This window comes from Variovorax sp. V15, assembly GCF_041154425.1.
Taxonomy (GTDB): Bacteria; Pseudomonadota; Gammaproteobacteria; order Burkholderiales; family Burkholderiaceae_C; genus Variovorax; species Variovorax guangxiensis.
The window spans coordinates 316031-336160 of the sequence record NZ_AP028659.1 but is presented as its reverse complement, the minus strand read 5'-3'; the positions used below and the strand labels follow the sequence as shown (position 1 = coordinate 336160).

The window sequence follows — 20130 nt, the reverse complement described above, 5'->3', positions numbered from 1 at the left end:
GGGTTCAGAGTTGGGCTTCGGCAGGCTCGGGTGGCTCACGCCGTGGGAGCGTGACGGTGAATTCTGCACCGCCATCGCGCGCATTCTCGGCGGCGATCTCGCCCCCATGCGCGCTCACCACCGCCTTGCAGATCGCCAGGCCCAGGCCCACGCCCGGCGTGGCGGATTCGGCCTCGCCGCGCGTGAACTTGTCGAAGAGCTTCTGTTCGTGGCCCAGCAGCGCGGCCGGCAGGCCGGGGCCGTGGTCGCGCACGGTCAGCACCAGCGCGCCGGGCTCGGCACGCGCGCCGACCACGATGGGCGGCGCGCCGTACTTGGTGGCGTTCTCCAGCAGGTTGACCAGCACGCGCTCGATGAGCACCGCGTCGAACTCGACCAGCGGCAGCTCGGGGTCGAGCGCGGTCTGCACCACGGTGCCGCCCAGCGAGGTGCGCGCCGCGCGGATGGCCGAGCCCACCACCTCCTCCACCGACTGCCAGTCGCGCCGCAGGTTCACCGCGCCGCCGGCGATGCCGCTTTCGAGCCGCGCCATGTCCAGCAGGTTGCTCACCAGCGCATGCAGCTCGTGCGCCTGCGCGACGATGGCGCGCCCGGCCTCGGCGTGCGCTTCGGGCGGCAGCGTCTGCAGCGATTCGGCCAGCGCGATGAGCGCGGTGAGCGGCGTGCGCACGTCGTGCGAGATGGCGCCGAGCAGCGCGTTGCGCAGGCGCTCCGATTCCATCTCCACCACCGCCTGCTGCGCCACCTCGACGTAGTGCACGCGCTCCAGCGCGATGGCGATCTGCCGCGCCAGCGTGTCGAGCTGCTGCGCCTGTTCGGGAATGAGCAGCCAGCGCGGCTGCGCGGGCGAGAGCGCGAGCACGCCGCGAACGCGCATCGGCGCGCGCAGCGGCACGTAGTGCCAAGGCTGGGCCGCGAGGGTGGCGGTGGCGAGGCCCGCGCTCTGGCCATGGCGGAAGGCCCAGTCGGCCACCTGCGCATCGAAGCCGTCGGGCGCGTCGGCGGGCATCACGAGCTGGTCGGCCGCGTCGGTCACCAGCACCAGCGCATCGCCGCCGAAATGGCCCCGCACGGCGGCCGTGCCGAGCGCGACCACCTGCGAGCTCTCCAGCGCCGCCGAGAGCTCGCGCGTGAGCTCGAACAGCGAACGCGCGCGCCGCTCGCGGCTGGTCGACACGCCCGCCGCGAAACGCAGCCCGGCCGTGAGCTGCCCCACCAGCAGGCCCACGCCGAGCATGATCGCGAAGGTCAGCACGTACTGCACGTCGCTCACCGCGAACGACAGGCGCGGCGGCACGAAGAAATAGTCGAAGGCCGCGACGTTGAGCAACGCCGCCAGCGCCGACGGCCCGCGCCCGAAGCGCATCGCCACGCCCACCACCCCGAGCAGGAACAGCATGACGATGTTCGACAGCTCCAGCACGTTGGCCAGTGGCGTGCACACCAGCGTGAGCGCGACGCTTGTGGCCGTCGCCCATGCATAGCCGGGCCAGTGGATGGGCGCCTTCTCGTGGTCGTCGCTGTCGATGCTCGCGCCCTGCAGCGGCGCGCGAGAGAGGCGGCGCGAGCTTTCGGCGGGCGCGACTTCCATGATGTCGAGCGCCGGCGCGCGTAGCGCCAATGCGCGCGCGAGCGGCACCGCCTTTGCGGGCCACCAGCGCCGCCAGCCGGCCTCGGGCTGCGAGCGCCCCAGCACCAGCGTCGCGCAGTTCAGGCGCCTCGCCTGTTCGGCCAGTTGCTCGGCCACGTCGGAGCCGGTGAGCACCGCCGTGGCCGCGCCCAGTTCTTCGGCGAGCTTGAGCACCGCGAGGATGCGGTCGCGCTCGGTGGCGGCCAGCCGCTGCAATCGAGGTGTCTCGACATACGCCGCATGCCAGCGCACGTTGAGCTGCCCCGCGAGCCGCGCCGCCGTGCGCACCGTCTGCGCCGCGCCTTCGTGCGGGCCGACGCACGCGAGGATCGCGCCCGATGTGTTCCAGGCCTGCAGGTCGCGCCCGCTTCCGACCGCGCCCGATTGCTCCACTCGCCAGCCGCGCACGTCGTCTTCCACATGCTCGGCGGTGCGCCTCAACGCGATCTCGCGCAGCGCGATGAGGTTGCCCTTGCGGAAGAAGTTCTGCGCCGCGCGCTCGGCCTGCTGCGGCAGGTAGACCTTGCCGGCCGCGAGCCGCGCGGTGAGCTCGTCGGGCGTGACGTCGACCAGCACCACCTCGTCGGCCTCGTCGAGCACGGTGTCGGGCACGGTCTCGTGCACGCGCACGCCGGTGATGGCGCCGACCGTGCCGTTGAGGCTCTCGAGGTGCTGCACGTTGAGCGCGGACCACACCTCGATGCCGGCGGACAGCAGCTCCTGCACGTCCTGCCAGCGCTTGGCGTGGCGCGAGCCGGGGGCGTTGGTGTGGGCCAGCTCGTCGACCAGCAGCACGGCGGGCTTGCGCGCGAGCGCGGCGTCGAGGTCGAACTCGGCGAGCGTGCGGCCGCGGTACGCAATCTCGCGCTGCGGCAGCGCCTCCAGCCCCGCAAGCAGCGCGGCGGTCTCGCTGCGGCCATGGGTCTCGACCACGCCGATCAGCACGTCGCCCCCCGCAGCCCGCTCGCGCTGCGCCGCGCTGAGCATGGCCCATGTCTTGCCGACGCCCGCGCTGGCGCCGAAGTAGATGCGCAGCTTGCCGCGCTGGGCGCGCGCCTCGTCGCTGCGCAGCTGCGCGAGCAGCGCGTCGGGGTCGGGGCGGAGCACGTCGTTCATCGGCGGCACAGGTTAGCGCATCGGGCCGTCCTTGCGGCGCGAACGCTGGTGGCGCCGCGCGGTTCGCGACAGCACCCACCACGCGAAGCCCAGCGGCACGAACAGCGCCGCCATGGCCAGCAGCGCCATCAGCAGGTCAGTGGCCATGGCGCAGGCCGCAGCGTGCGAGGTGCTCGCGCCAGCTCACGAGCCGGCCGATCTCGCCCGAGGGGACGCATTCGATCAGCCGGTGCAGCACGTCGGCGTAGCGCGCGAGCGGCAGGCGGATCATCAGGCGCACGCAGGGCGCGTCGCTTTCCTGCGAGCTGCAGGCATGCAGCAGCGGCTCGCAGCGCACCACGCCGGCCTCGGGGCAGCCGGCGATGCTGCGGCGCACGCGCAGGGCATCGGCGCAGCAGACCGTGACGTCGAGCACGTAGAACGGGCTGCCGTTGCCCTTGCCGGTGTTCATGGAAGCGCGCGTTCTCGGCGCACCGGGATGTTCTCGATAGGCGGCATAGGCCATGGCTTGTTTCTCCTCAACGCGGTGTCGAAGGACTGAATGAACCGGAGGCGGCGTCCAGCGCGATGTTCAGCGCCAGCACGTTGACGCGCGGCTCGCCCAGGAAGCCCAGCAGGGGCTGCTGCGTGTTCCTGTCGATCAGCGACTGCACCTGCGCGAGCGGCATGCCGCGCACGCGCGCCACGCGCGCCGCCTGGTACTGCGCGGCGGCGGGGCTGATGTCGGGATCGAGCCCGCTGGCCGAGGCCGTGACGAGGTCGACCGGCACCCGCGCCGCGTTGTCCGGGTCGGCTGCGCGCAGCGCTTCCACGCGCGCCTTCACCGCATCGGTCAGCGCGGGGTTGAGCGGACCCTGGTTGGAGCCGCCCGAGGCGCTCGCGTTGTAGGGCTGCGGCGCGGTGGCCGAGGGGCGGCCCCAGAAGTGCTTCGGGTCGCTGAAGTTCTGGCCGATGAGCTTCGAGCCGACGGTGGTGCCGTCGAGCACGATCAGGCTGCCGTCCGCCTGCGCGGGGAAGGCCGTCTTCGCGACGCCGGTGACGGCCATCGGGTAGATCAGGCCGGTGAGTGCGCTCAGCAGCACGAAGAGCACGAGCGCGGGGCGGACGATGCCGCCCTCGCCGCCATTGCCGTTGATGGTGTTGTTCATGACGGAATACTCCTCAGACGAGATGCACTGCGACAAGCAGCCAGTCGATCAGCTTGATGCCGATGAAGGGCACGAGCAGGCCGCCCAGGCCGTAGATGGCCAGGTTGCGGCGCAGCAGCGCAGCGGCACCCACCGGCCGGTAGCGCACGCCCTTGAGCGCCAGCGGAATCAGGAACACGATCACCAGCGCGTTGAAGATCACCGCGCTCAGGATGGCCGACGACGGGCTCGCCAGCCGCATCACGTTGAGCGCGCCCAGCTGCGGGTAGGTCGAGATGAAGATCGCCGGGATGATGGCGAAGTACTTCGCCACGTCGTTCGCGATCGAGAAGGTGGTGAGCGAGCCGCGTGTCATCAAGAGCGCCTTGCCGGTCTCCACCACTTCCAGCAGCTTGGTCGGGTTGGAGTCGAGGTCGACCATGTTGCCGGCCTCCTTGGCGGCCTGCGTGCCGCTGCCCATGGCCACGGCCACGTCGGCCTGCGCGAGCGCGGGGGCGTCGTTGGTGCCGTCGCCGGTCATGGCCACGAGGCGGCCTTCGGACTGGTACTGGCGGATGAGCGCGAGCTTGTCCTCGGGCGTGGCCTCGGCCAGGAAGTCGTCCACGCCGGCCTCTGCGGCGATGGCCGCCGCGGTGAGCTTGTTGTCGCCGGTGATCATCACCGTCTTGATGCCCATGCGGCGCAGCTCGGCGAAGCGCTCCTTGATGTCGGTCTTGACGATGTCCTTGAGCTCGACGATGCCGAGCACGCGGTTGCCCTCGGCCACCGCCAGCGGCGTGCTGCCACGGCGCGCGGCTTCCTCGGCGGCGCGAAGCACCTCAGGAGCCGCCGTGCCGCCGATGGCCTCGACGTGGCGGCGCACCGCGTCGACCGCGCCCTTGCGCAGCAGCACGGGGTCGGTGTCCAGGCTGTTGGGGGCGGCCGGCAGGTCGGCGCCGCTCATGCGCGTCTGCGCAGTGAAGGCGACGAAGCGGGCGCCCTCCACCGGCGTCGGCTCCAGGCCTTCGCGGCGCGCGAGCTCGACGATGCTCCGGCCCTCGGGCGTCTCGTCGGCCAGCGAGGCGATCATCGCGGCGCGAGCGAGCCGCGCCTTGGTCACGCCCGGCGCAGGCAGGAAGGCGCTGGCCTGGCGGTTGCCGTGCGTGATGGTGCCGGTCTTGTCGAGCAGCAGCACGTCGACGTCGCCGGCGGCTTCGACCGCGCGGCCCGAGGTGGCGATCACGTTGGCCTGCATCATGCGGCTCATGCCGGCCACGCCCACGGCCGACAACAGGCCGCCGATGGTGGTCGGAATCAGGCACACCAGCAGCGCGACCAGCGCGGTGAGCGACACCACCGTGCCCGCACCCGCGGCCTCCACGCTGAAGATGGAGAAAGGCAGCAGCGTGACCGTGACCACCAGGAACACGATGGTCAGCGCCACCAGCAGGATGGTCAGCGCGATCTCGTTGGGCGTCTTCTGGCGCTTGGCGGCCTCGACCATGCCGATCATGCGGTCGAGGAACGACTCGCCCGGGTTCACCGAGATGCGCACCACCAGCCAGTCGGACAGCACGCGGGTGCCACCGGTCACGGCCGAGAAGTCGCCGCCCGATTCGCGCACCACGGGTGCCGATTCGCCGGTGATGGCGCTCTCGTCGACCGAGGCCACGCCTTCGATCACTTCGCCGTCGAGCGGAATCACGTCGCCGGTCTCGACCAGCACCACGTCGCCCTTGCGCAGGTTGGGCGCCTGCTCGGGAAGCCACTGGGCGCCGTGATGCGGCTCCTGCAGCTTCTTGGCCCAGGTGTCCTTGCGCAGTCCGCGCAGCGATGCGGCCTGCGCCTTGCTGCGGCCCTCGGCAAGTGCTTCGGCGAAGTTGGCAAACAGCACGGTGAACCACAGCCAGATGGTCACGGCCAGCACGAAGGCGGGCTTCATGCCGGTGTCGCCCGGGAAGCTCAGCGCATGCACCCAGAGCACCGTCGTGAGGATGCTCCCGATGTAGACGATGAACATCACCGGGTTGCGCCACTGCGTGCGCGGGTCGAGCTTGGCGAAGGCAGCCCACAGCGCGGGCCTGACCAGCGCCGCGTCGAAGAGCGAGAGAGAGGTTTTTGTATTGGCGGTCATGGCGGGCTCCTTACTTCCAGAGCACCAGGTGCTCGACGATGGGCCCCAGGGCCAATGCCGGCACATAGTTGAGCAGGCCGACCAGCAGCACCGTGCCGATCAGCAACGAGACGAACAGCGGACCGTGCGTGGGCAGCGTGCCGCTGGTGACGGGCAGGCGCTTCTTGGCGGCCAGCGCGCCCGCCACGGCGAGCACCGGCACGATCATCGCGAAGCGGCCGAGCCACATGGCCAGCGCGAGCAGGCCGTTGTAGAAGGGCGTGTTGGCCGACAGGCCCGCGAAGGCGCTGCCGTTGTTGTTGGCGGCGGAAGTCAGTGCGTACAGGATTTCGGAGAAGCCGTGCGCGCCGGGGTTCGCGATGCCGGCCTTGCCAGCGCCCGCGATCACCGCCACCGCGGTGCCGGCCAGCACCAGGATCGGCGTGACCAGGATGGCGATGGAGATCAGCTTCATCTCGCGCACCTCGATCTTCTTGCCGAGGTACTCGGGCGTGCGGCCGATCATCAGGCCGGCGATGAACACCGCGAGCATCGCGAAGATCAGCATGCCGTACAGGCCCGAGCCCACGCCGCCGAACACCACCTCGCCGAGCTGCATCAGCACCAGCGGCACCATGCCGCCCATCGGGGTGAGCGAGTCGTGCATGCCGTTGACCGCGCCGCACGAGGCGGCCGTGGTGATGGCGGCGAAGAGCGAGGAAGCGTCGATGCCGAAGCGCACTTCCTTGCCTTCCATGTTGCCGCCGGCCTGCAGCGCGCCGTGCATCTGGTCGACGCCCAGCGGGGTCAGCAGCGGGTTGCCGGCCTGCTCGGCGGGCGTGATGACGATGACGGCGACGACGAACAGCACCGTCATTGCCACGAGCACCGCCCAGCCCTGGCGCATGTCGCCCACCACGTGGCCGAAGGTGAAGCACAGCGCCGCCGGAATCAGGAAGATCGCGAGCATCTGCAGCAGGTTCACCAGCGCCGTCGGGTTCTCGTAAGGATGCGCCGAGTTGGCGTTGAAGAAGCCGCCGCCGTTGGTGCCCAGCATCTTGATCGCTTCCTGCGAAGCGACCGGGCCCATGGCGAGCGTCTGCACCTTGGTGGTGGCGTCTTCCATCACCGGCTGGCCCTTGTCATCCTTCAGCGGCTGGCCGTCGGCGCCGTTCTTCGGCTGCTGGAAGGCGGTGGTCTCGAGCGTGCTCACCTCCTTGTAGGCGTCGAAGTTCTGGATCACGCCCTGGCCCGCGAAAACCACGGCCAGCACGAAGGAGATCGGCACCAGCACCCACAGTGTGACGCGCGTGATGTCGGCCCAGAAGTTGCCCACCAGCCCCTTGCCGTCGCCCCGGCGCGCGAAGCCGCGCACCAGCGCGAAGGCCACCGCGATGCCGGTGGCGGCGGAGAAGAAGTTCTGCACCGCGAGCCCGAGCATCTGCGTGAGATAGCTCATGGTCGACTCGCCGGCATAGCCTTGCCAGTTGGTGTTGGCCACGAAGCTCACCGCGGTGTTGAAGGCCGAGTCGGGCGACACGGCCGCCATGCCCGCGGGGTTGAGCGGCAGCCATGCCTGCAGGCGCTGCAGCGCATAGACGAAGATCGCGCCGATGGCATTGAAGGCCAGCAGCGCGAAGGCATAGCGCAGCCAGTGCATCGACTGCTCGGGCTTCGTGCCCGCGAGCTTGTAGAGCGGCGCCTCGATGCGCTGCATCCAGCGCGGCACGCGCTCGTTGCACAGCGCGGCAAGGAACTTGCCGACCGGCCATGCGAGCACGCCCAGCAGGACGAGGAAAAGGGCCAGCAGGCCCCAGGCGGAGGAGCTCATTTCAGAACTCCTCCGCGCAGATCAGCGCGAACACCAGGTACGCGAAAAGAACCACGGCGATCAGCGCGCCGAAGCCGTAAAGCACTTCGAGGCTGATCACGATGAGGCTCCATCGGCGGCGTTCGTCGCCTTGCTCGACGGGTTCTTCGGCGCATCGAGCCTGTTCAGCCCGACCACCATGGCCCCCACCACGGCCCATAGCGCCAGCAAGGCGCCCATCCAGACGATGTCCATGCATCACTCCTGCATACGAGAAAGATGGGAGTCAGTCTCGGCAGTCGGGCGTCAAAACGGGGGAAAGAGTGGTGGGGTGGGCGTAAAGAAAGCGTAAAAACGCCACCTCAGTGCCCGTGAGGTGGCGCCGGGAACGGCCCGAGCATCCTTGTCGGGCCAATATTCCCGGCAAGGACACGACACACAATTCGATCAGTACTTGAAGCCAGGTATCGGGACCGGACTGCAGTCCGGCGCATTCACCGGGTTCAGCTGGACAACGGCGTAATTTCCGCTCGATCGGATGAAGTCCGTCGGATAGACGTTCGAGCTGGAATGAATGGGCAAACCTCCCAGCAGTTTTCAAAGCGCTGGCCGCTGCATCGGCTCGGCGCCTTGCGAGTTCCTTTCGGTCCTTGCCGGCCTCATTGCCAACGGCCACGCCCTCGACATCGGCATCGCCGTACTGGAAAAGGCCGCGCACGTCGACCAGCCATCTCGCCAGCCGCAAGATCTGCTTGGATTCGAGTTGCGCAGAGTCTTCCTGGAAATCCAGTGTGATCTGGATCACCCGTGAACATCCCTGCGCGTTGGCGGAGGCCAACGTCAGCGCCAGGACCAGAGACATCAACCTAGTCGACATAGAGCACGTAGCCAGTGATGCTGTCCGCGTTGAAACGCGCTTCCTCGGGGTTCGAGGCCAGAGGGAGGCTTTTCCGCACAGTTCCGACGGTGTCCTTCGAGGAAAAGGTGTCATCGAAGTGAGTCACCTCGTGGATGAGCGTGCTGAGCCGTGAGTCGGTCGAAAAGGCAGCATCAGGAATGCTGCAGAACCCCGGGGGCGATGCCGATGGTATGCGTCCTGGTGGATCACCCACCACGATCACCTTTCGCATCATTGCAATGAATCTCCGAGTTGAGGACATCGACTTGTAGAGAGACCGGGCGGCATCGCTCGCCAAGCACCGCAGACAAAGCTCCGCGACGCGACTTACTTCACGCGACGCATTCAGCCGGACAGAAGAGCCCGACTGTCACAACAAGCCCGGCCGGCACGTCTCAGGTCTGCGGCATTTCCCGCTCGACTCCCGGAGACCCAGACATGCACTGCCTTGCGCGAATAGCCCCGGCCTATGACGGCCATTGCGATGCCTTCATCGACAGGCAAACGACATCAACAAATAATCAAAGTACTTTCTTTGATTAATAATGGACGTCGTATGAACAAGCAATCAAGGGCCTGGCTGGGTGCCGGCCTTGCGACACTGGTATTGGGAGGCGCCGGCTTCGGGCTCGCCACCAAGCTGCGGCCCGCGCATGCGGAGGGTGGAGGCGGCATGCCGCCGGCCAAGGTGGCAGTCGCCGCTGCGCAGAAGACGGAAGTGGCGCGCTTCCTCGGCGGCATCGGCACGCTGGAGGCCAACCGGCAGGTGGAGGTGCCGGCCGAGGTGGAGGGACGCATCGCGAAGATCCTTTTCACGCCCGGCGCCGAGGTGCGCGCGGGGCAGGTGCTGGTGCAGCTCAACGACGCGCCCGAGCAGGGCGACCTGGAGCGGCTGAAGGCCCAGCGCGCCAATGCGAGGGCGCTGCTGGAGCGCACGCGCCGGCTGGTGCCGCAGCAGGCGGCCACGCAGGAGCAGCTCGAACAGGCGCAGGCCGCCTTCGACCAGGCCAGCGGCGAGCTGCGGCGGGTGCAGGCGCTGCTGGAGCAGAAGCGCATCAAGGCGCCGTTCGACGGCGTGCTCGGCATCCGCCGCGTCAACCTCGGGCAGTTCGTGCGCGCGGGCGATGCGCTGGTGTCGCTCACCGACAGCCGCACGCTCTTCGCCAACATCACGCTGCCCGAGACCGCCCTGCCCGCGCTCAAGCGCAACCAGCAGGTGGCGCTGTCGGTCGACGCGTATCCGGGACGCGTATTCCAGGGCAGGCTCAGCACCATCGAGCCACAGATCGGCAGCGACACCCGCACGGTGCGCCTGCAGGCCACGGTCGACAACGCGGACGGCGCGCTCGCGCCGGGCATGTTCGTCAACGGCCGGGTCGCACTGCCGGCGCGCACCGACGCCATCACCGTGCCCGAGACGGCCATCACCTACAGCACGCACGGCGACTCGGTGTTCATCGTGGTTCCCGCTGAAAAAGGCGGCGGCTTCTCCGCGCAGCAGGTCTTCGTGAAGGCCGGCGAGCGGCAGGACGGGCTGGTGGTGATCGAGAAGGGTCTCTCGCCCGGCGACAAGGTCGTCACCTCGGGCCAGTTGCGCCTTTACACCGGCGCGGCGGTCGCACCCGGCGACAAGGACACGCTGTCGCTCACGCAGGAATCGAAGTCATGAAGTTCACCGACCTCTTCGTGCGCCGGCCCGTGCTGGCGCTGGTGGTGAGCACCCTCATCCTGCTGCTGGGCGCGCGCGCCCTGGGCGACCTGCCGGTGCGGCAGTACCCGCTGACCGAGAGCACCACGCTCACCATCACCACGCAGTACCCCGGCGCCTCGCCGGAGCTGATGCAGGGCTTCGTCACGCAGCCGATCGCACAGGCGGTGGCGACGATCGAGAACGTCGACTACCTTTCCTCCTCGTCCACGCTGGGCCGCAGCGTGATCAGCGTGCGCATGAAGCTCAACGCCGACGCCAACCAGGCGCTTACGCAGGCGATGGCGCAGGTCAGCCAGGTGAAGTACCGCCTGCCGGCGGAGGCCTTCGACCCGGTGATCCTGAAGTCGTCGGGCGAGGCCACCGCCGTGGCGTACGTGGGCTTCTCCAGCAAGACGATGCCGATGCCCGCGCTCACCGACTACCTCTCGCGCGTGGTGCAGCCGCAGTTCGCCTCCATCACCGGCGTCTCGGGCGTGGAGGTGTCGGGCGGGCAGACGCTGGCGATGCGCGTATGGCTCGACCCCAATCGCATGGCGGCGCGCGGCATCTCGGCCGGCGAGCTGGCCGACGCCCTGCGCCAGAACAACGTGCAGGCCGCGCCGGGGCAGGTGAAGGGCCTGTACGTGGTGTCGAACATCCGCGTGAACACCGACCTGGTGAACGTGGCCGAGTTCCGCGACATGGTCGTCAAGCGCGAGGGCGATGCCATCGTGCGACTGGGCGACGTGGCCACCGTGGAGCTCGGGGCGGCCAGCGCCGACAGCAGCGCGACCATGGACGGCGTGCCCGCCATCTACCTCGGCCTGCAGGCCGCGCCCAACGGCAATCCGCTGGTGATCGTCAAGCGCATCCGCGAGCTGCTGCCCGGCATCAAGCAGAACCTGCCACCAGGCGTGGAGGTGCAGCTGCCCTTCGAGCTGGCGCGCTTCATCGAGGCGTCCATCGACGAGGTGCGCCACACGCTGCTGGAGGCCATCGCCATCGTGGTGATCGTGATCTTCCTGTGCCTGGGCTCAGTGCGCGCGGTGCTGATTCCGGTGGTGACCATTCCGCTGTCGATGCTGGGCGCGGCCGCGCTGATGCTGCTGTTCGGCTTCAGCATCAACCTGCTGACCTTGCTGGCGATGGTGCTGGCCATCGGGCTGGTGGTGGACGACGCCATCGTGGTGGTCGAGAACGTGCACCGCCACATCGAGGAAGGCAAGTCGCGCGTGCAGGCCGCGCTGATCGGCGCACGCGAGGTGGCCGGCCCGGTGATTGCCATGACGCTCACGCTGGCAGCGGTGTACGCGCCCATCGGCCTCATGGGCGGGCTCACCGGCTCGCTCTTCAAGGAATTCGCCTTCACGCTGGCGGGCGCGGTGGTGGTGTCGGGCGTGATCGCGCTCACGCTGTCGCCGGTGATGAGCTCCTTCCTGCTGCCGCAGGACGCCACCGGCAGCCGCATGGCGCGCGCGGCCGAGAGCTTCTTCCACCGGCTCGCCACGGGCTACGGCAGGCTGCTCGACGTGTCGCTGCACCATCGCTGGGCCACCGGCATCTTCGCGGCGCTGGTGCTGGCGAGCCTGCCCTTCCTCTACAACGCGGCGCAGCGCGAGCTCGCACCCGGTGAAGACCAGGCCATGGTGCTGACGGCCATCAAGTCGCCGCAGCACGCCAACATCGACTACGTCGAGAAGTTCGGCAAGAAGTGGGACGACGTGTTCGCCTCGCTGCCCGAGAACACCGGCCGCTGGCTCATCAACGGCTCGGACGGTGTCTCCAACAGCATCGGCGGCGTGCAGCTTTCCGACTGGAAGGACCGCAAGCGCAACGCCGACCAGATCCAGGGCGACACGCAGGGCCGCATGAACGAGGTGGAAGGCAGCAGCGTCTTCGCTTTCCAGCTGCCCTCGCTGCCGGGCTCGACCGGTGGGCTGCCGGTGCAGATGGTGATCCGCAGCGCGGGCGATCACCGCACCGTGTTCGAGGCGATGGAGGCGCTGAAGAAGTCGGCGCGCGACAGCGGCAAATTCATCGTGGTCGACAGCGACCTGGAGTTCAACAACCCCACGGTCGAGATCCGCGTGGACCGCGCCAAGGCCAACAGCATGGGCGTGACGATGAAGTCCATCGGCGACACGCTCGCGGTGCTGGTGGGCGAGAACTACGTCAACCGCTTCGGCATGGACGGCCGCTCGTACGACGTGATTCCGCAGTCGCCGCGCGAGCAGCGGCTGACGGCCGAGGCGCTCTCTCGCTACTTCGTGAAGAGCGCGAGCGGCCAGCCGGTGCCGCTGGCCAACCTGGTGCAGCTGTCGACCAGCGTGGGCCCGAACAAGCTCACGCAGTTCAACCAGCTCAACGCGGCCACCTTCCAGGCCATTCCGGCGCCGGGCGTGACAATGGGCGACGCGGTGGCCTTCCTGAGCGAGGAGGCGAAGAAGCTGCCGGCCGGCTTCAGCTACGACTGGCAGTCGGACGCGCGGCAGTTCACGCAGGAAGGCTCGGCGCTGGTGATGGCCTTCGTGTTCGCCATCGTCGTGATCTACCTGGTGCTGGCGGCGCAGTACGAGAGCCTGCGCGACCCGCTGATCATCCTGATCAGCGTGCCGATGTCGATCTGCGGCGCGCTGGTGCCGCTGGCGCTGGGCTTCGGCACCATCAACATCTACACGCAGATCGGGCTGGTGACGCTGATCGGGCTCATCAGCAAGCACGGCATCCTGATGGTGGAGTTCGCCAACGAGATCCAGATGCACAAGGGCCTGGACCGGCGCTCGTCCATCGAGGAGGCCGCGCGCATCCGGCTGCGCCCCATCCTGATGACCACCGCCGCGATGGTGGTGGGCCTGGTGCCGCTGCTCTTCGCGAGCGGGGCCGGCGCCAACAGCCGCTTCAGCATCGGGCTGGTGATCGTGGTCGGCATGCTGGTGGGAACACTCTTCACGCTCTTCGTGCTGCCCACCATGTACACGCTGCTGGCGCGCGACCACCGCGCCGAGGGCCGCTCGCAGCGCGCGGCCGAACTCGAAGCGCTGGCCGAAGGAGCGTGACCATGAACAGACTCTTTTCCTACGCGGCTCCCTTCGCGCTGGGCATGCTGGTGCTCGCCGGCTGCGCCGTCGGGCCCGACTACAGGGCTCCGGCGGATGCGCCGGTGGTCATCCGCGCACCGGAGAGCTCGCTCTTCGCCAACGACGCGGTGCAGCGCGACTGGTGGAGCCAGCTCGACGATCCGCAGCTCGACGCGCTCGTCGACCGCGCGCTGGCCGAGAACCACGACATCCGCATCGCGCAGGCCCGCCTGCTCGAAGCCCGAGCGGTTCAGACCGGAGCGGAGCTAGACCGGCTGCCGGTGGTGACCGCCAGCGCGAGCAAGACACGCGGCATCGCCCAAGGCAACAGCGGCGCGCAGCCCGATGTGCGCTCGCTGGCACAGAGCAGCCGCGCGGGTTTCGACGCCTCGTGGGAGATCGACCTGTTCGGCCGCCTGAAGCGCCTGGACGAGGCCGCGACCGCACGCGCCGAGGCCAGCGCGGCCGACCTGGAGCAGGTACGCATCGTCGCGGTGGCCGAGCTGGCGCGCAACTACTACGAGATGCGCGGCGCCGAGCAGCGCATCGCGGTCACGCGCCGCACGCTGGACAGCCTGCGCCAGAGCCTGCGCGTGACCGAGGCGCAAGTGCAGACCGGCCGCGCCCTCGAAGGCGACCTGGCGAGCGCGCAGGCCAACCTCGCGACCACCGAGAGCCAGCTGCCCGCGCTGGAAACCACGCGCCGCCAGTCGGCCTACCGCGTCGCGGTGCTGGCCGGCCTGCGCCCGGGCGAGCTGGAGCCCATGCTGCAGCCGCGCCAGCTGCGCGCGATCGACAAGCGCCTGCCCGTGGGCGACCTGAGCGAACTGCTGCGCCGCCGGCCCGACGTGCTGCGCGCCGAGCGCGGGCTTGCCGCGAGCACGGCCGACGTGGGCGCGGTCACGGCCGAGCTGTATCCGCGCTTCGACATCGGCGGCTTCCTCGGCTTCGTCGCGTTGCGGGGTTCGGACCTCGGCAGCTCGTCGAGCCGGGCCTTCAGCGTGACGCCGGGCGTGAGCTGGCCTGCCCTGCGGTTGGGCTCGGTGAAGGCCCGCGTGCGCGGCGCCGAAGCCCGCGCCGAGGGCGACCGCGCACTCTACGAGCAGACGGTGCTGCGCGCCATCGAGGACGTGGAAGGCGCGCTCACCGGCTATGGCCAGAACCAGCTGCGCCTGCAGCGGCTGGTGGAAGCATCGGCCCGCAGCAGCCGCGCCGCCGAACTGGCCGAGGTGCGCTACCGCGAAGGCGCCGCGCCCTATCTCAGCGTGCTCGATGCCCAGCGCAGCCTGCTGCGCGCGCAGGACGCCGTGGCCGAGGCCGAAACCGCCTCATACACCAGCCTCGTCGCGCTCTACAAGGCGCTGGGCGGTGGCTGGCAAGCACCCGCGGTGGCGAAGGGAGCGCCAACCACCTGACAATGGTGCTGTTTTCCATGCCAGAAGCCGCCGCCATGTCCGCCCCCGATGCAAAGCCAACCTGGATGCCGCACCAGCCGGCAGACCGCATCCTCTCGACGCTCAAGACCCGAGGCGCGCTCGGCATACCCGACATCGCCAAGGTTCTCAACGTCACGGTGGAGGCGGTGCGCCAGCAGATGGCCAAGCTGGAGGCCGAGGGGCTGGTCGACTCCGAGAGCCGCTCCAGCGGCCGGGGCAGGCCCACGCAGATCTGGCGGCTCACCGGGGAAGGCCACAAGCGCTTTCCCGACACGCACGCCGAGATGACGGTGCAGATGATCAGCGCCGTCATCAGCGTGTTCGGGCAGAAGGGCATGGACCAGCTCATCAACGCGCGCGAAGCCACGATGCGCACCAACTACGCCGAGGCCATGCGCGGCGCGCGCAGCCTGAAGATGCGGCTGGAGCGGCTGGCCGAGATCCGCAGCCGCGAGGGCTACATGGCCGAGTTCCGGCCCGACGAGGAGGGCCGGGGCAACGGCTTTCTCTTCATCGAGAACCACTGCCCCATCTGTACCGCGGCGCAGGCCTGCACGGGCTTCTGCCGCAGCGAGCTGCAGCTCTTCAACGAGGTGCTGGGCCCCGACGTGAACGTCAGCCGCGTCGAGCACGTGCTGGCGGGCGCGCGGCGCTGCGCCTACCGGGTCGAGCCCAAGGCGGCCGCCTGAGATTTCTTTCTCCCTGCTCTTTCACCAACCCAAAGGAACCACGATGGAACACAAGCTCCCACCCCTGCCCTACGCGCTCGACGCACTGGCACCCGAGTATTCGAAGGAAACCCTCGAGTACCACTACGGCAAGCACCACAACGCCTATGTGGTGAACCTCAACAATCTGCAGAAGGGCACCGAATTCGAGTCGATGACGCTCGAGGAGATCGTCAAGAAGTCCAGCGGCGGCATCTACAACAACGCCGCCCAGATCTGGAACCACACCTTCTTCTGGAACTGCATGAAGCCGCAAGGCGGCGGTGCTCCCACCGGCGCGCTGGCCAAGGCCATCGAAGCCAAGTGGGGCAGCTACGACGCCTTCAAGGAAGCCTTCGTGAAGTCGGCCGTGGGCAACTTCGGCTCGGGCTGGACCTGGCTGGTGAAGAAGGCCGACGGCTCGGTGGACATCGTGAACACGGGCGCAGCCGGCACGCCGCTGACCACCGCCGACACCGCGTTGCTGACGGTGGACGTCTGGGAGCACGCCTACTACATCGACTACCGCAACCTGCGCCCGAAGTTCGTCGAGACCTTCCTGGCCAAGCTGGTCAACTGGGACTTCGCAGCCAGGAACTTCGGCTGATCGATCGTTCGATCAGTCGTTGATCAGGTTCAGGATGTTCCCGTCCGGGTCCTTGAACCACGCGACCTTCATGTCGCCCATGACATGGAGGTCGCCGACCAGCTGCGTGTCGGGCATGTCGTAGTGCTCGAAACGCACGCCCCGCGACTTCAGCGCGTCCACGAGGCGTTCGATGTCGCCATCGACCGACCACGTCACGGCCGTCGCCTGGTTGGTGCCCGCGAACTGCGATCGGTACACATTGATGCGCGTGTTGCCGCTGCGATAGACGATGACCTCGTCCCCTTCCGCATCGACCTGGTTCAGGCCCAGCGTGTCTTCGTAGAAGCGACGGGCCACGGCGAGATCCTTCACCGCGAGATTGGCCACTGCGTTGATGTTTCCGAGCATGCGAGTCTCCTTCCAGGCCCCGCGCGCCATCGAAAATGAAGGGCGCCGAGCTTGCCAAAATTACTCAACCATGCGGTGCAGTATTTGCGTCGGACAGGGCCCTGTCAAGGCATCGGAAAATGGGGCCCCGCAAGTCGATACGTGCCCCATCGCGAATGAAGAAATCCTTCTTACGCGGCTTCCGGCACACTGCACCCCCGGTGCAGTGACCGCAGGCGACGGCTGCAACCCCCGATCCATTCCGACGAAGAGACAACCCATGATCCGCAGACATCTCGGCAAGCTGGCCACCTCGCTGGCGTTCTCGCTGGCACTCCCGCTGGCCCTTACCGCCACCGCCCACGCACAGGCCACCGCCTACCCCGCCAAGCCCGTGCGCCTGATCGTGCCCTTCCCGCCCGGCGGCGGCACCGACATCCTGGCCCGCCTGGTGGCCCAGAAGCTCACCGAGGCCAAGCACTGGACCATGGTGCCCGACAACCGCGCGGGCGCCGGCGGCACCATCGGCATCGCCGAGGCCGCGCGCGCGGCGCCCACGGGCTACGACATCGTGATGGGCCAGAAGGACAACATGGTCGTGGCGCCCTGGCTCTACAAGAACCTGAGCTACAACCCGGTGAAGGACCTGACCGCGGTAGCCCATGTGGCCTACACGCCGGTGGTGATCGTCACGCAGGCCAACTCCAAGTTCAAGACGCTCGACGACGTGGTGAAGGCCGCGCGCGCCGCGCCCGACACCGTCACCTACGGCTCGCCCGGCAACGGCACCACCATCCATCTGGCCGGCGAGATCTTCAACGGCGCCGCCAGGATCAAGATGCGCCACGTGCCCTACAAGGGCTCCAACGCGGCCATGATGGACGTGCTCGCGGGCAACGTCGACCTGATGGTGTCGTCGGTGCCCTCGGCCATGGCGCAGATCAAGGCCGGCAAGCTGCGTCCGCTGGCCGTCACCTCGGCCAAGCGCAGCACCTCGCTGCCCGAGACGCCCACCGTGGCCGAGCTCGGCTACAAGGACTTCGACGTGAGCACCTGGTACGGCATCTTCGTGCCGGCCGGCACGCCCAAGGACGTGGTGACCACGCTCAATGCCGAGATCAACAAGCTGCTGGCCACGCCCGACATGAAGGCGGCCATCATCGCGCAGGGCGCCGAGCCGCAAAGCATGACGCCCGAGCAGTTCGGTGCGCTGCTGAAGACCGACTACGAGAAGTGGAAGGGCATCGTGCAAGCCTCGGGCGCGACAATCGAATAAGACTTCGCGTCGCAGAATGGTGTCTCCAGAACAGGCCGCAACGACGGCATGGAGACACCGATGGTTCCTTCGCTTCCCCTGAAGACGGCTGCCCTCGCGGCGGCCGTCGTCCTTTTCCAGGGCTGCGCGCAGACGCCTGCCGCGCAGAAACCTTCAGATGCCACCGTCGCCGCCCACGTCGCGGCAGCCACGAAGGCCGCGGGCACCGACCTCGGGCCGCTGCTGTCGCTGTGCAAGCCCGCCCCCGCCACGCGCCCGCCGCAGGAAGAGCTCGACAAGGGCCTGCCGCTGCTCATCAACAAGCCGGCACCGCCGCCCGCCAAGGCCTTCGACAACCTCTACTTCGTGGGCGCCGACTGGGTCAGCGCCTGGGCCATCAAGACCTCGGACGGCATCATCCTCATCGACGCGCTCAACAACCAGGTGGAAGCCGCAGCGCTGATCGAGGGCGGCATGCGCAAGCTGGGCCTGGACCCGGCGCAGATCAAGTACGTGATCGTCACGCACGGACACGGCGACCACTACGGCGGCGCGCCGTATCTCGCGCAGAAGTACCGCGCGCGCGTGGTGATGAGCGAGCCCGACTGGACGATGACCGAGACCAAGCTCGAATTCGCCACGCCGATCTGGGGCGCGCCTCCGAAGCGGGACATCTCGGTGAAGGACGGCGACCGCGTCACGCTGGGCGACACCACCGTCACGCTCTACCTCACGCCGGGCCACACCATGGGCACGCTCTCGCCGGTGTTCGACGTCAGCGAGAACGGCAGGAAGCACCGCGCCATGCTCTGGGGCGGCACGGGCTTCAACTTCGGCAAGGACATCCCGCGGCTGGACAACTACATCGCCTCCACGAAGCGCATGGATTCGATCGTGAAGGCGCAGAACATCGACGTGATGCTGTCGAACCACTCGAACGTCGACAGCTCGCAGGCCAAGATGGCCGCGCTGCGCCAGCAGCCCGCGGGCGCAGCAAACCCGTTCGTGATTGGCACGCCGACTGTGGAGCGTGCGCTGGGCGTGATGGGTGAATGCGCGCAGGCGCAGCGCGACAGGTTTGCGATGCAGTAGCAAACAGCAGCGCCTCCCCGATGGTTTCACTCCCTCTCCCCTCGGGGAGAGGGCTGGGGTGAGGGGGTAACGGCGGTAGCGAAGGTCGCGCATCTTCCTGAGCCGCTGACCTCACCCTAACCCTCTCCCCAAGGGGTGAGGGAACAACGCCCGAACTCAGTCAGGCACGAACTTCCTGTTGAAGACGTCCACATCCGCCGCGTCCTCGAACGTCGCCACCTGCCCCATCTTCCCGTCGCTCATGCGGCAGGCCGAGAACAGGCTGTAGCGCCCCTTGAAGCCGAATTCGTTCATCACGATCAGCGCATAGGGGTGCGGCACGAACACCTGGTGCTCGAACACGATGCGGTGCACGTTGCGCGGCGAGGGAAAGAGCTTGTACTCGCCGGTGTCGATGGCCTGGGCCGTTGCCATGGGGTCGCTCGCCTTCCGCTCAGTCGGGGTCGCGCACGTCGGCCACGGGCTTGGCGCCGAAGTCCGCGCGCGAGAGGTACTTCAGCACCTTGGCCGCGGCCGTGGCGGGGCTGTCGAGCATGCCTTCGTTCTTCATCTTCTCGAAGCGCGTGCGGTCCGGAAACTTCTCGGCCGAGGCACCGCGCAGCTGCACCTGCATGTCGGTGTCGATCACGCCCGGCGCCAGCGAGACGATGCGCGCGCCGTTCGGCGCATTGGCCTCTTCCAGCGCCACGGCGCGCGAGAAGTGGTCCATGCCGGCCTTCGCGGCGCAGTAGGGCGCCTGGCTGCCCATGGCGTTGCGGCCCAGGCCCGAGGAGATGTTCAGCACCTTGCGCGCACCGCGCCATTCGCGCGTGGCGCCGAGGAACGCCGCCGTCAGCAGCATCGGCGCTTCCAGGCCGATGCGCAGGGCCAGCGACAGTTCCGACTCCACGGCGCGCGACAGCGGCGCGGGGTTGCCCACGGTGCCGGCATTGTTGATGAGCGTGACGCTGTCGAAGCGCTGCGCGTCGACGGTCTTGAGCCAGGCCGAGAGGCGCTCGGCCGCGGCCACCGGGTCGGACAGGTCCTGCTCCCATTGCGTGAGCTCGGCACCGCCAGCCTTGGCTGCCTCGGCCAGCGCGGACGACTGCTTGCGCGAAATGCCGACGACCGTGTGGCCGGCCTGCAGCAGCTGCTCGGCAATGGCCTGGCCCAGGCCGCGCGAGGCGCCGGTGATGAGGGTGAGGTGAGAGGTAGACATGGGAT

At 68.5% G+C, this 20130-nt stretch carries 20 protein-coding genes; 7 read left to right on the top strand and 13 right to left on the bottom strand.

The window, feature by feature from the left end; genetic code table 11:
* Nucleotides 1–4: 4 nt before the first annotated feature.
* From ACAM57_RS01610 to ACAM57_RS01565, 10 genes are all read right to left on the bottom strand, one after another.
* Entirely contained in the window at nt 5–2746 is a 2742-nt protein-coding gene (locus ACAM57_RS01610; RefSeq protein ID WP_369660489.1) for a DUF4118 domain-containing protein, read from the bottom strand.
* Nucleotides 2747–2758: 12 nt separating this feature from the next.
* Nucleotides 2759–2893 (bottom strand): hypothetical protein, encoded by a 135-nt coding sequence (locus tag ACAM57_RS01605; RefSeq protein WP_276312274.1) that lies wholly within the window; start codon nt 2891–2893, stop codon nt 2759–2761.
* Nucleotides 2883–3197 carry a hypothetical protein gene (locus ACAM57_RS01600; RefSeq protein ID WP_240650833.1) on the bottom strand — a complete coding sequence of 105 codons (315 nt, stop codon included), beginning with the start codon at nt 3195–3197 and terminating at the stop codon, nt 2883–2885. Before ACAM57_RS01600 ends, ACAM57_RS01605 begins: the two co-directional genes overlap by 11 nt.
* A gap of 67 nt (nt 3198–3264) precedes the next feature.
* On the bottom strand, nt 3265–3894 hold the full coding sequence (gene kdpC / locus ACAM57_RS01595) for a potassium-transporting ATPase subunit KdpC (protein WP_369660488.1): 630 nt from the start codon (nt 3892–3894) through the stop codon (nt 3265–3267).
* Between the two features lie 13 nt (nt 3895–3907).
* Nucleotides 3908–6007 carry a potassium-transporting ATPase subunit KdpB gene (kdpB, locus tag ACAM57_RS01590; protein WP_369660487.1) on the bottom strand — a complete coding sequence of 700 codons (2100 nt, stop codon included), beginning with the start codon at nt 6005–6007 and terminating at the stop codon, nt 3908–3910.
* 10 nt (nt 6008–6017) lie between these two features.
* Nucleotides 6018–7817, bottom strand: a complete 1800-nt coding sequence (kdpA, locus tag ACAM57_RS01585; RefSeq protein WP_369660486.1) for a potassium-transporting ATPase subunit KdpA — start codon at nt 7815–7817, stop codon at nt 6018–6020.
* Between the two features lies 1 nt (nt 7818).
* Entirely contained in the window at nt 7819–7917 is a 99-nt protein-coding gene (gene kdpF / locus ACAM57_RS01580) for a K(+)-transporting ATPase subunit F (protein WP_019657711.1), read from the bottom strand.
* Nucleotides 7914–8051 (bottom strand): hypothetical protein, encoded by a 138-nt coding sequence (locus ACAM57_RS01575; RefSeq protein WP_184639632.1) that lies wholly within the window; start codon nt 8049–8051, stop codon nt 7914–7916. The genes kdpF and ACAM57_RS01575 overlap by 4 nt, the downstream gene beginning before the upstream one ends.
* Before the next feature lie 31 nt (nt 8052–8082).
* A complete protein-coding gene (locus ACAM57_RS01570; protein ID WP_369660485.1) occupies nt 8083–8658 on the bottom strand; it encodes a hypothetical protein in 576 nt (191 codons plus the stop codon).
* 4 nt (nt 8659–8662) lie between these two features.
* A complete protein-coding gene (locus tag ACAM57_RS01565; protein WP_369662509.1) occupies nt 8663–8926 on the bottom strand; it encodes a M35 family metallo-endopeptidase in 264 nt (87 codons plus the stop codon).
* A 324-nt stretch (nt 8927–9250) separates the two neighbouring features.
* Here ACAM57_RS01565 and ACAM57_RS01560 point away from each other — a divergent pair, with 324 nt between their 5' ends.
* The 5 genes from ACAM57_RS01560 to ACAM57_RS01540 are packed head-to-tail and all read left to right on the top strand — an operon-like array spanning nt 9251 to nt 16211.
* On the top strand, nt 9251–10363 hold the full coding sequence (locus ACAM57_RS01560) for an efflux RND transporter periplasmic adaptor subunit (RefSeq protein ID WP_369660484.1): 1113 nt from the start codon (nt 9251–9253) through the stop codon (nt 10361–10363).
* Nucleotides 10360–13440: a MexW/MexI family multidrug efflux RND transporter permease subunit gene (locus ACAM57_RS01555; protein WP_369660483.1), complete on the top strand. Its 3081-nt coding sequence runs from the start codon at nt 10360–10362 to the stop codon at nt 13438–13440. Before ACAM57_RS01560 ends, ACAM57_RS01555 begins: the two co-directional genes overlap by 4 nt.
* A 2-nt stretch (nt 13441–13442) precedes the next feature.
* Nucleotides 13443–14876: an efflux transporter outer membrane subunit gene (locus tag ACAM57_RS01550; RefSeq protein WP_369660482.1), complete on the top strand. Its 1434-nt coding sequence runs from the start codon at nt 13443–13445 to the stop codon at nt 14874–14876.
* A 35-nt stretch (nt 14877–14911) separates the two neighbouring features.
* A complete protein-coding gene (locus ACAM57_RS01545; RefSeq protein ID WP_369660481.1) occupies nt 14912–15586 on the top strand; it encodes a helix-turn-helix transcriptional regulator in 675 nt (224 codons plus the stop codon).
* Between the two features lie 43 nt (nt 15587–15629).
* Nucleotides 15630–16211, top strand: coding sequence for a superoxide dismutase (locus ACAM57_RS01540; RefSeq protein WP_369660480.1), 582 nt, complete (start codon nt 15630–15632; stop codon nt 16209–16211).
* A 12-nt stretch (nt 16212–16223) separates the two neighbouring features.
* Here ACAM57_RS01540 and ACAM57_RS01535 read toward each other — a convergent pair whose 3' ends face one another.
* Nucleotides 16224–16601 (bottom strand): VOC family protein, encoded by a 378-nt coding sequence (locus ACAM57_RS01535; protein WP_369660479.1) that lies wholly within the window; start codon nt 16599–16601, stop codon nt 16224–16226.
* Between the two features lie 259 nt (nt 16602–16860).
* Here ACAM57_RS01535 and ACAM57_RS01530 point away from each other — a divergent pair, with 259 nt between their 5' ends.
* Both ACAM57_RS01530 and ACAM57_RS01525 read left to right on the top strand, forming a co-directional pair.
* Nucleotides 16861–17856 (top strand): tripartite tricarboxylate transporter substrate binding protein, encoded by a 996-nt coding sequence (locus ACAM57_RS01530; RefSeq protein WP_184639614.1) that lies wholly within the window; start codon nt 16861–16863, stop codon nt 17854–17856.
* Nucleotides 17857–17916: 60 nt separating this feature from the next.
* Nucleotides 17917–18927 carry an MBL fold metallo-hydrolase gene (locus ACAM57_RS01525; RefSeq protein WP_369660478.1) on the top strand — a complete coding sequence of 337 codons (1011 nt, stop codon included), beginning with the start codon at nt 17917–17919 and terminating at the stop codon, nt 18925–18927.
* Nucleotides 18928–19083: 156 nt separating this feature from the next.
* Here ACAM57_RS01525 and ACAM57_RS01520 read toward each other — a convergent pair whose 3' ends face one another.
* Complete coding sequence (locus tag ACAM57_RS01520) at nt 19084–19341, bottom strand: hypothetical protein (protein ID WP_126021248.1); 258 nt, start codon at nt 19339–19341, stop codon at nt 19084–19086.
* A 19-nt stretch (nt 19342–19360) separates the two neighbouring features.
* Nucleotides 19361–20125, bottom strand: a complete 765-nt coding sequence (locus ACAM57_RS01515; protein ID WP_369660477.1) for an SDR family NAD(P)-dependent oxidoreductase — start codon at nt 20123–20125, stop codon at nt 19361–19363.
* Between the last annotated feature and the right edge of the window lie 5 nt (nt 20126–20130).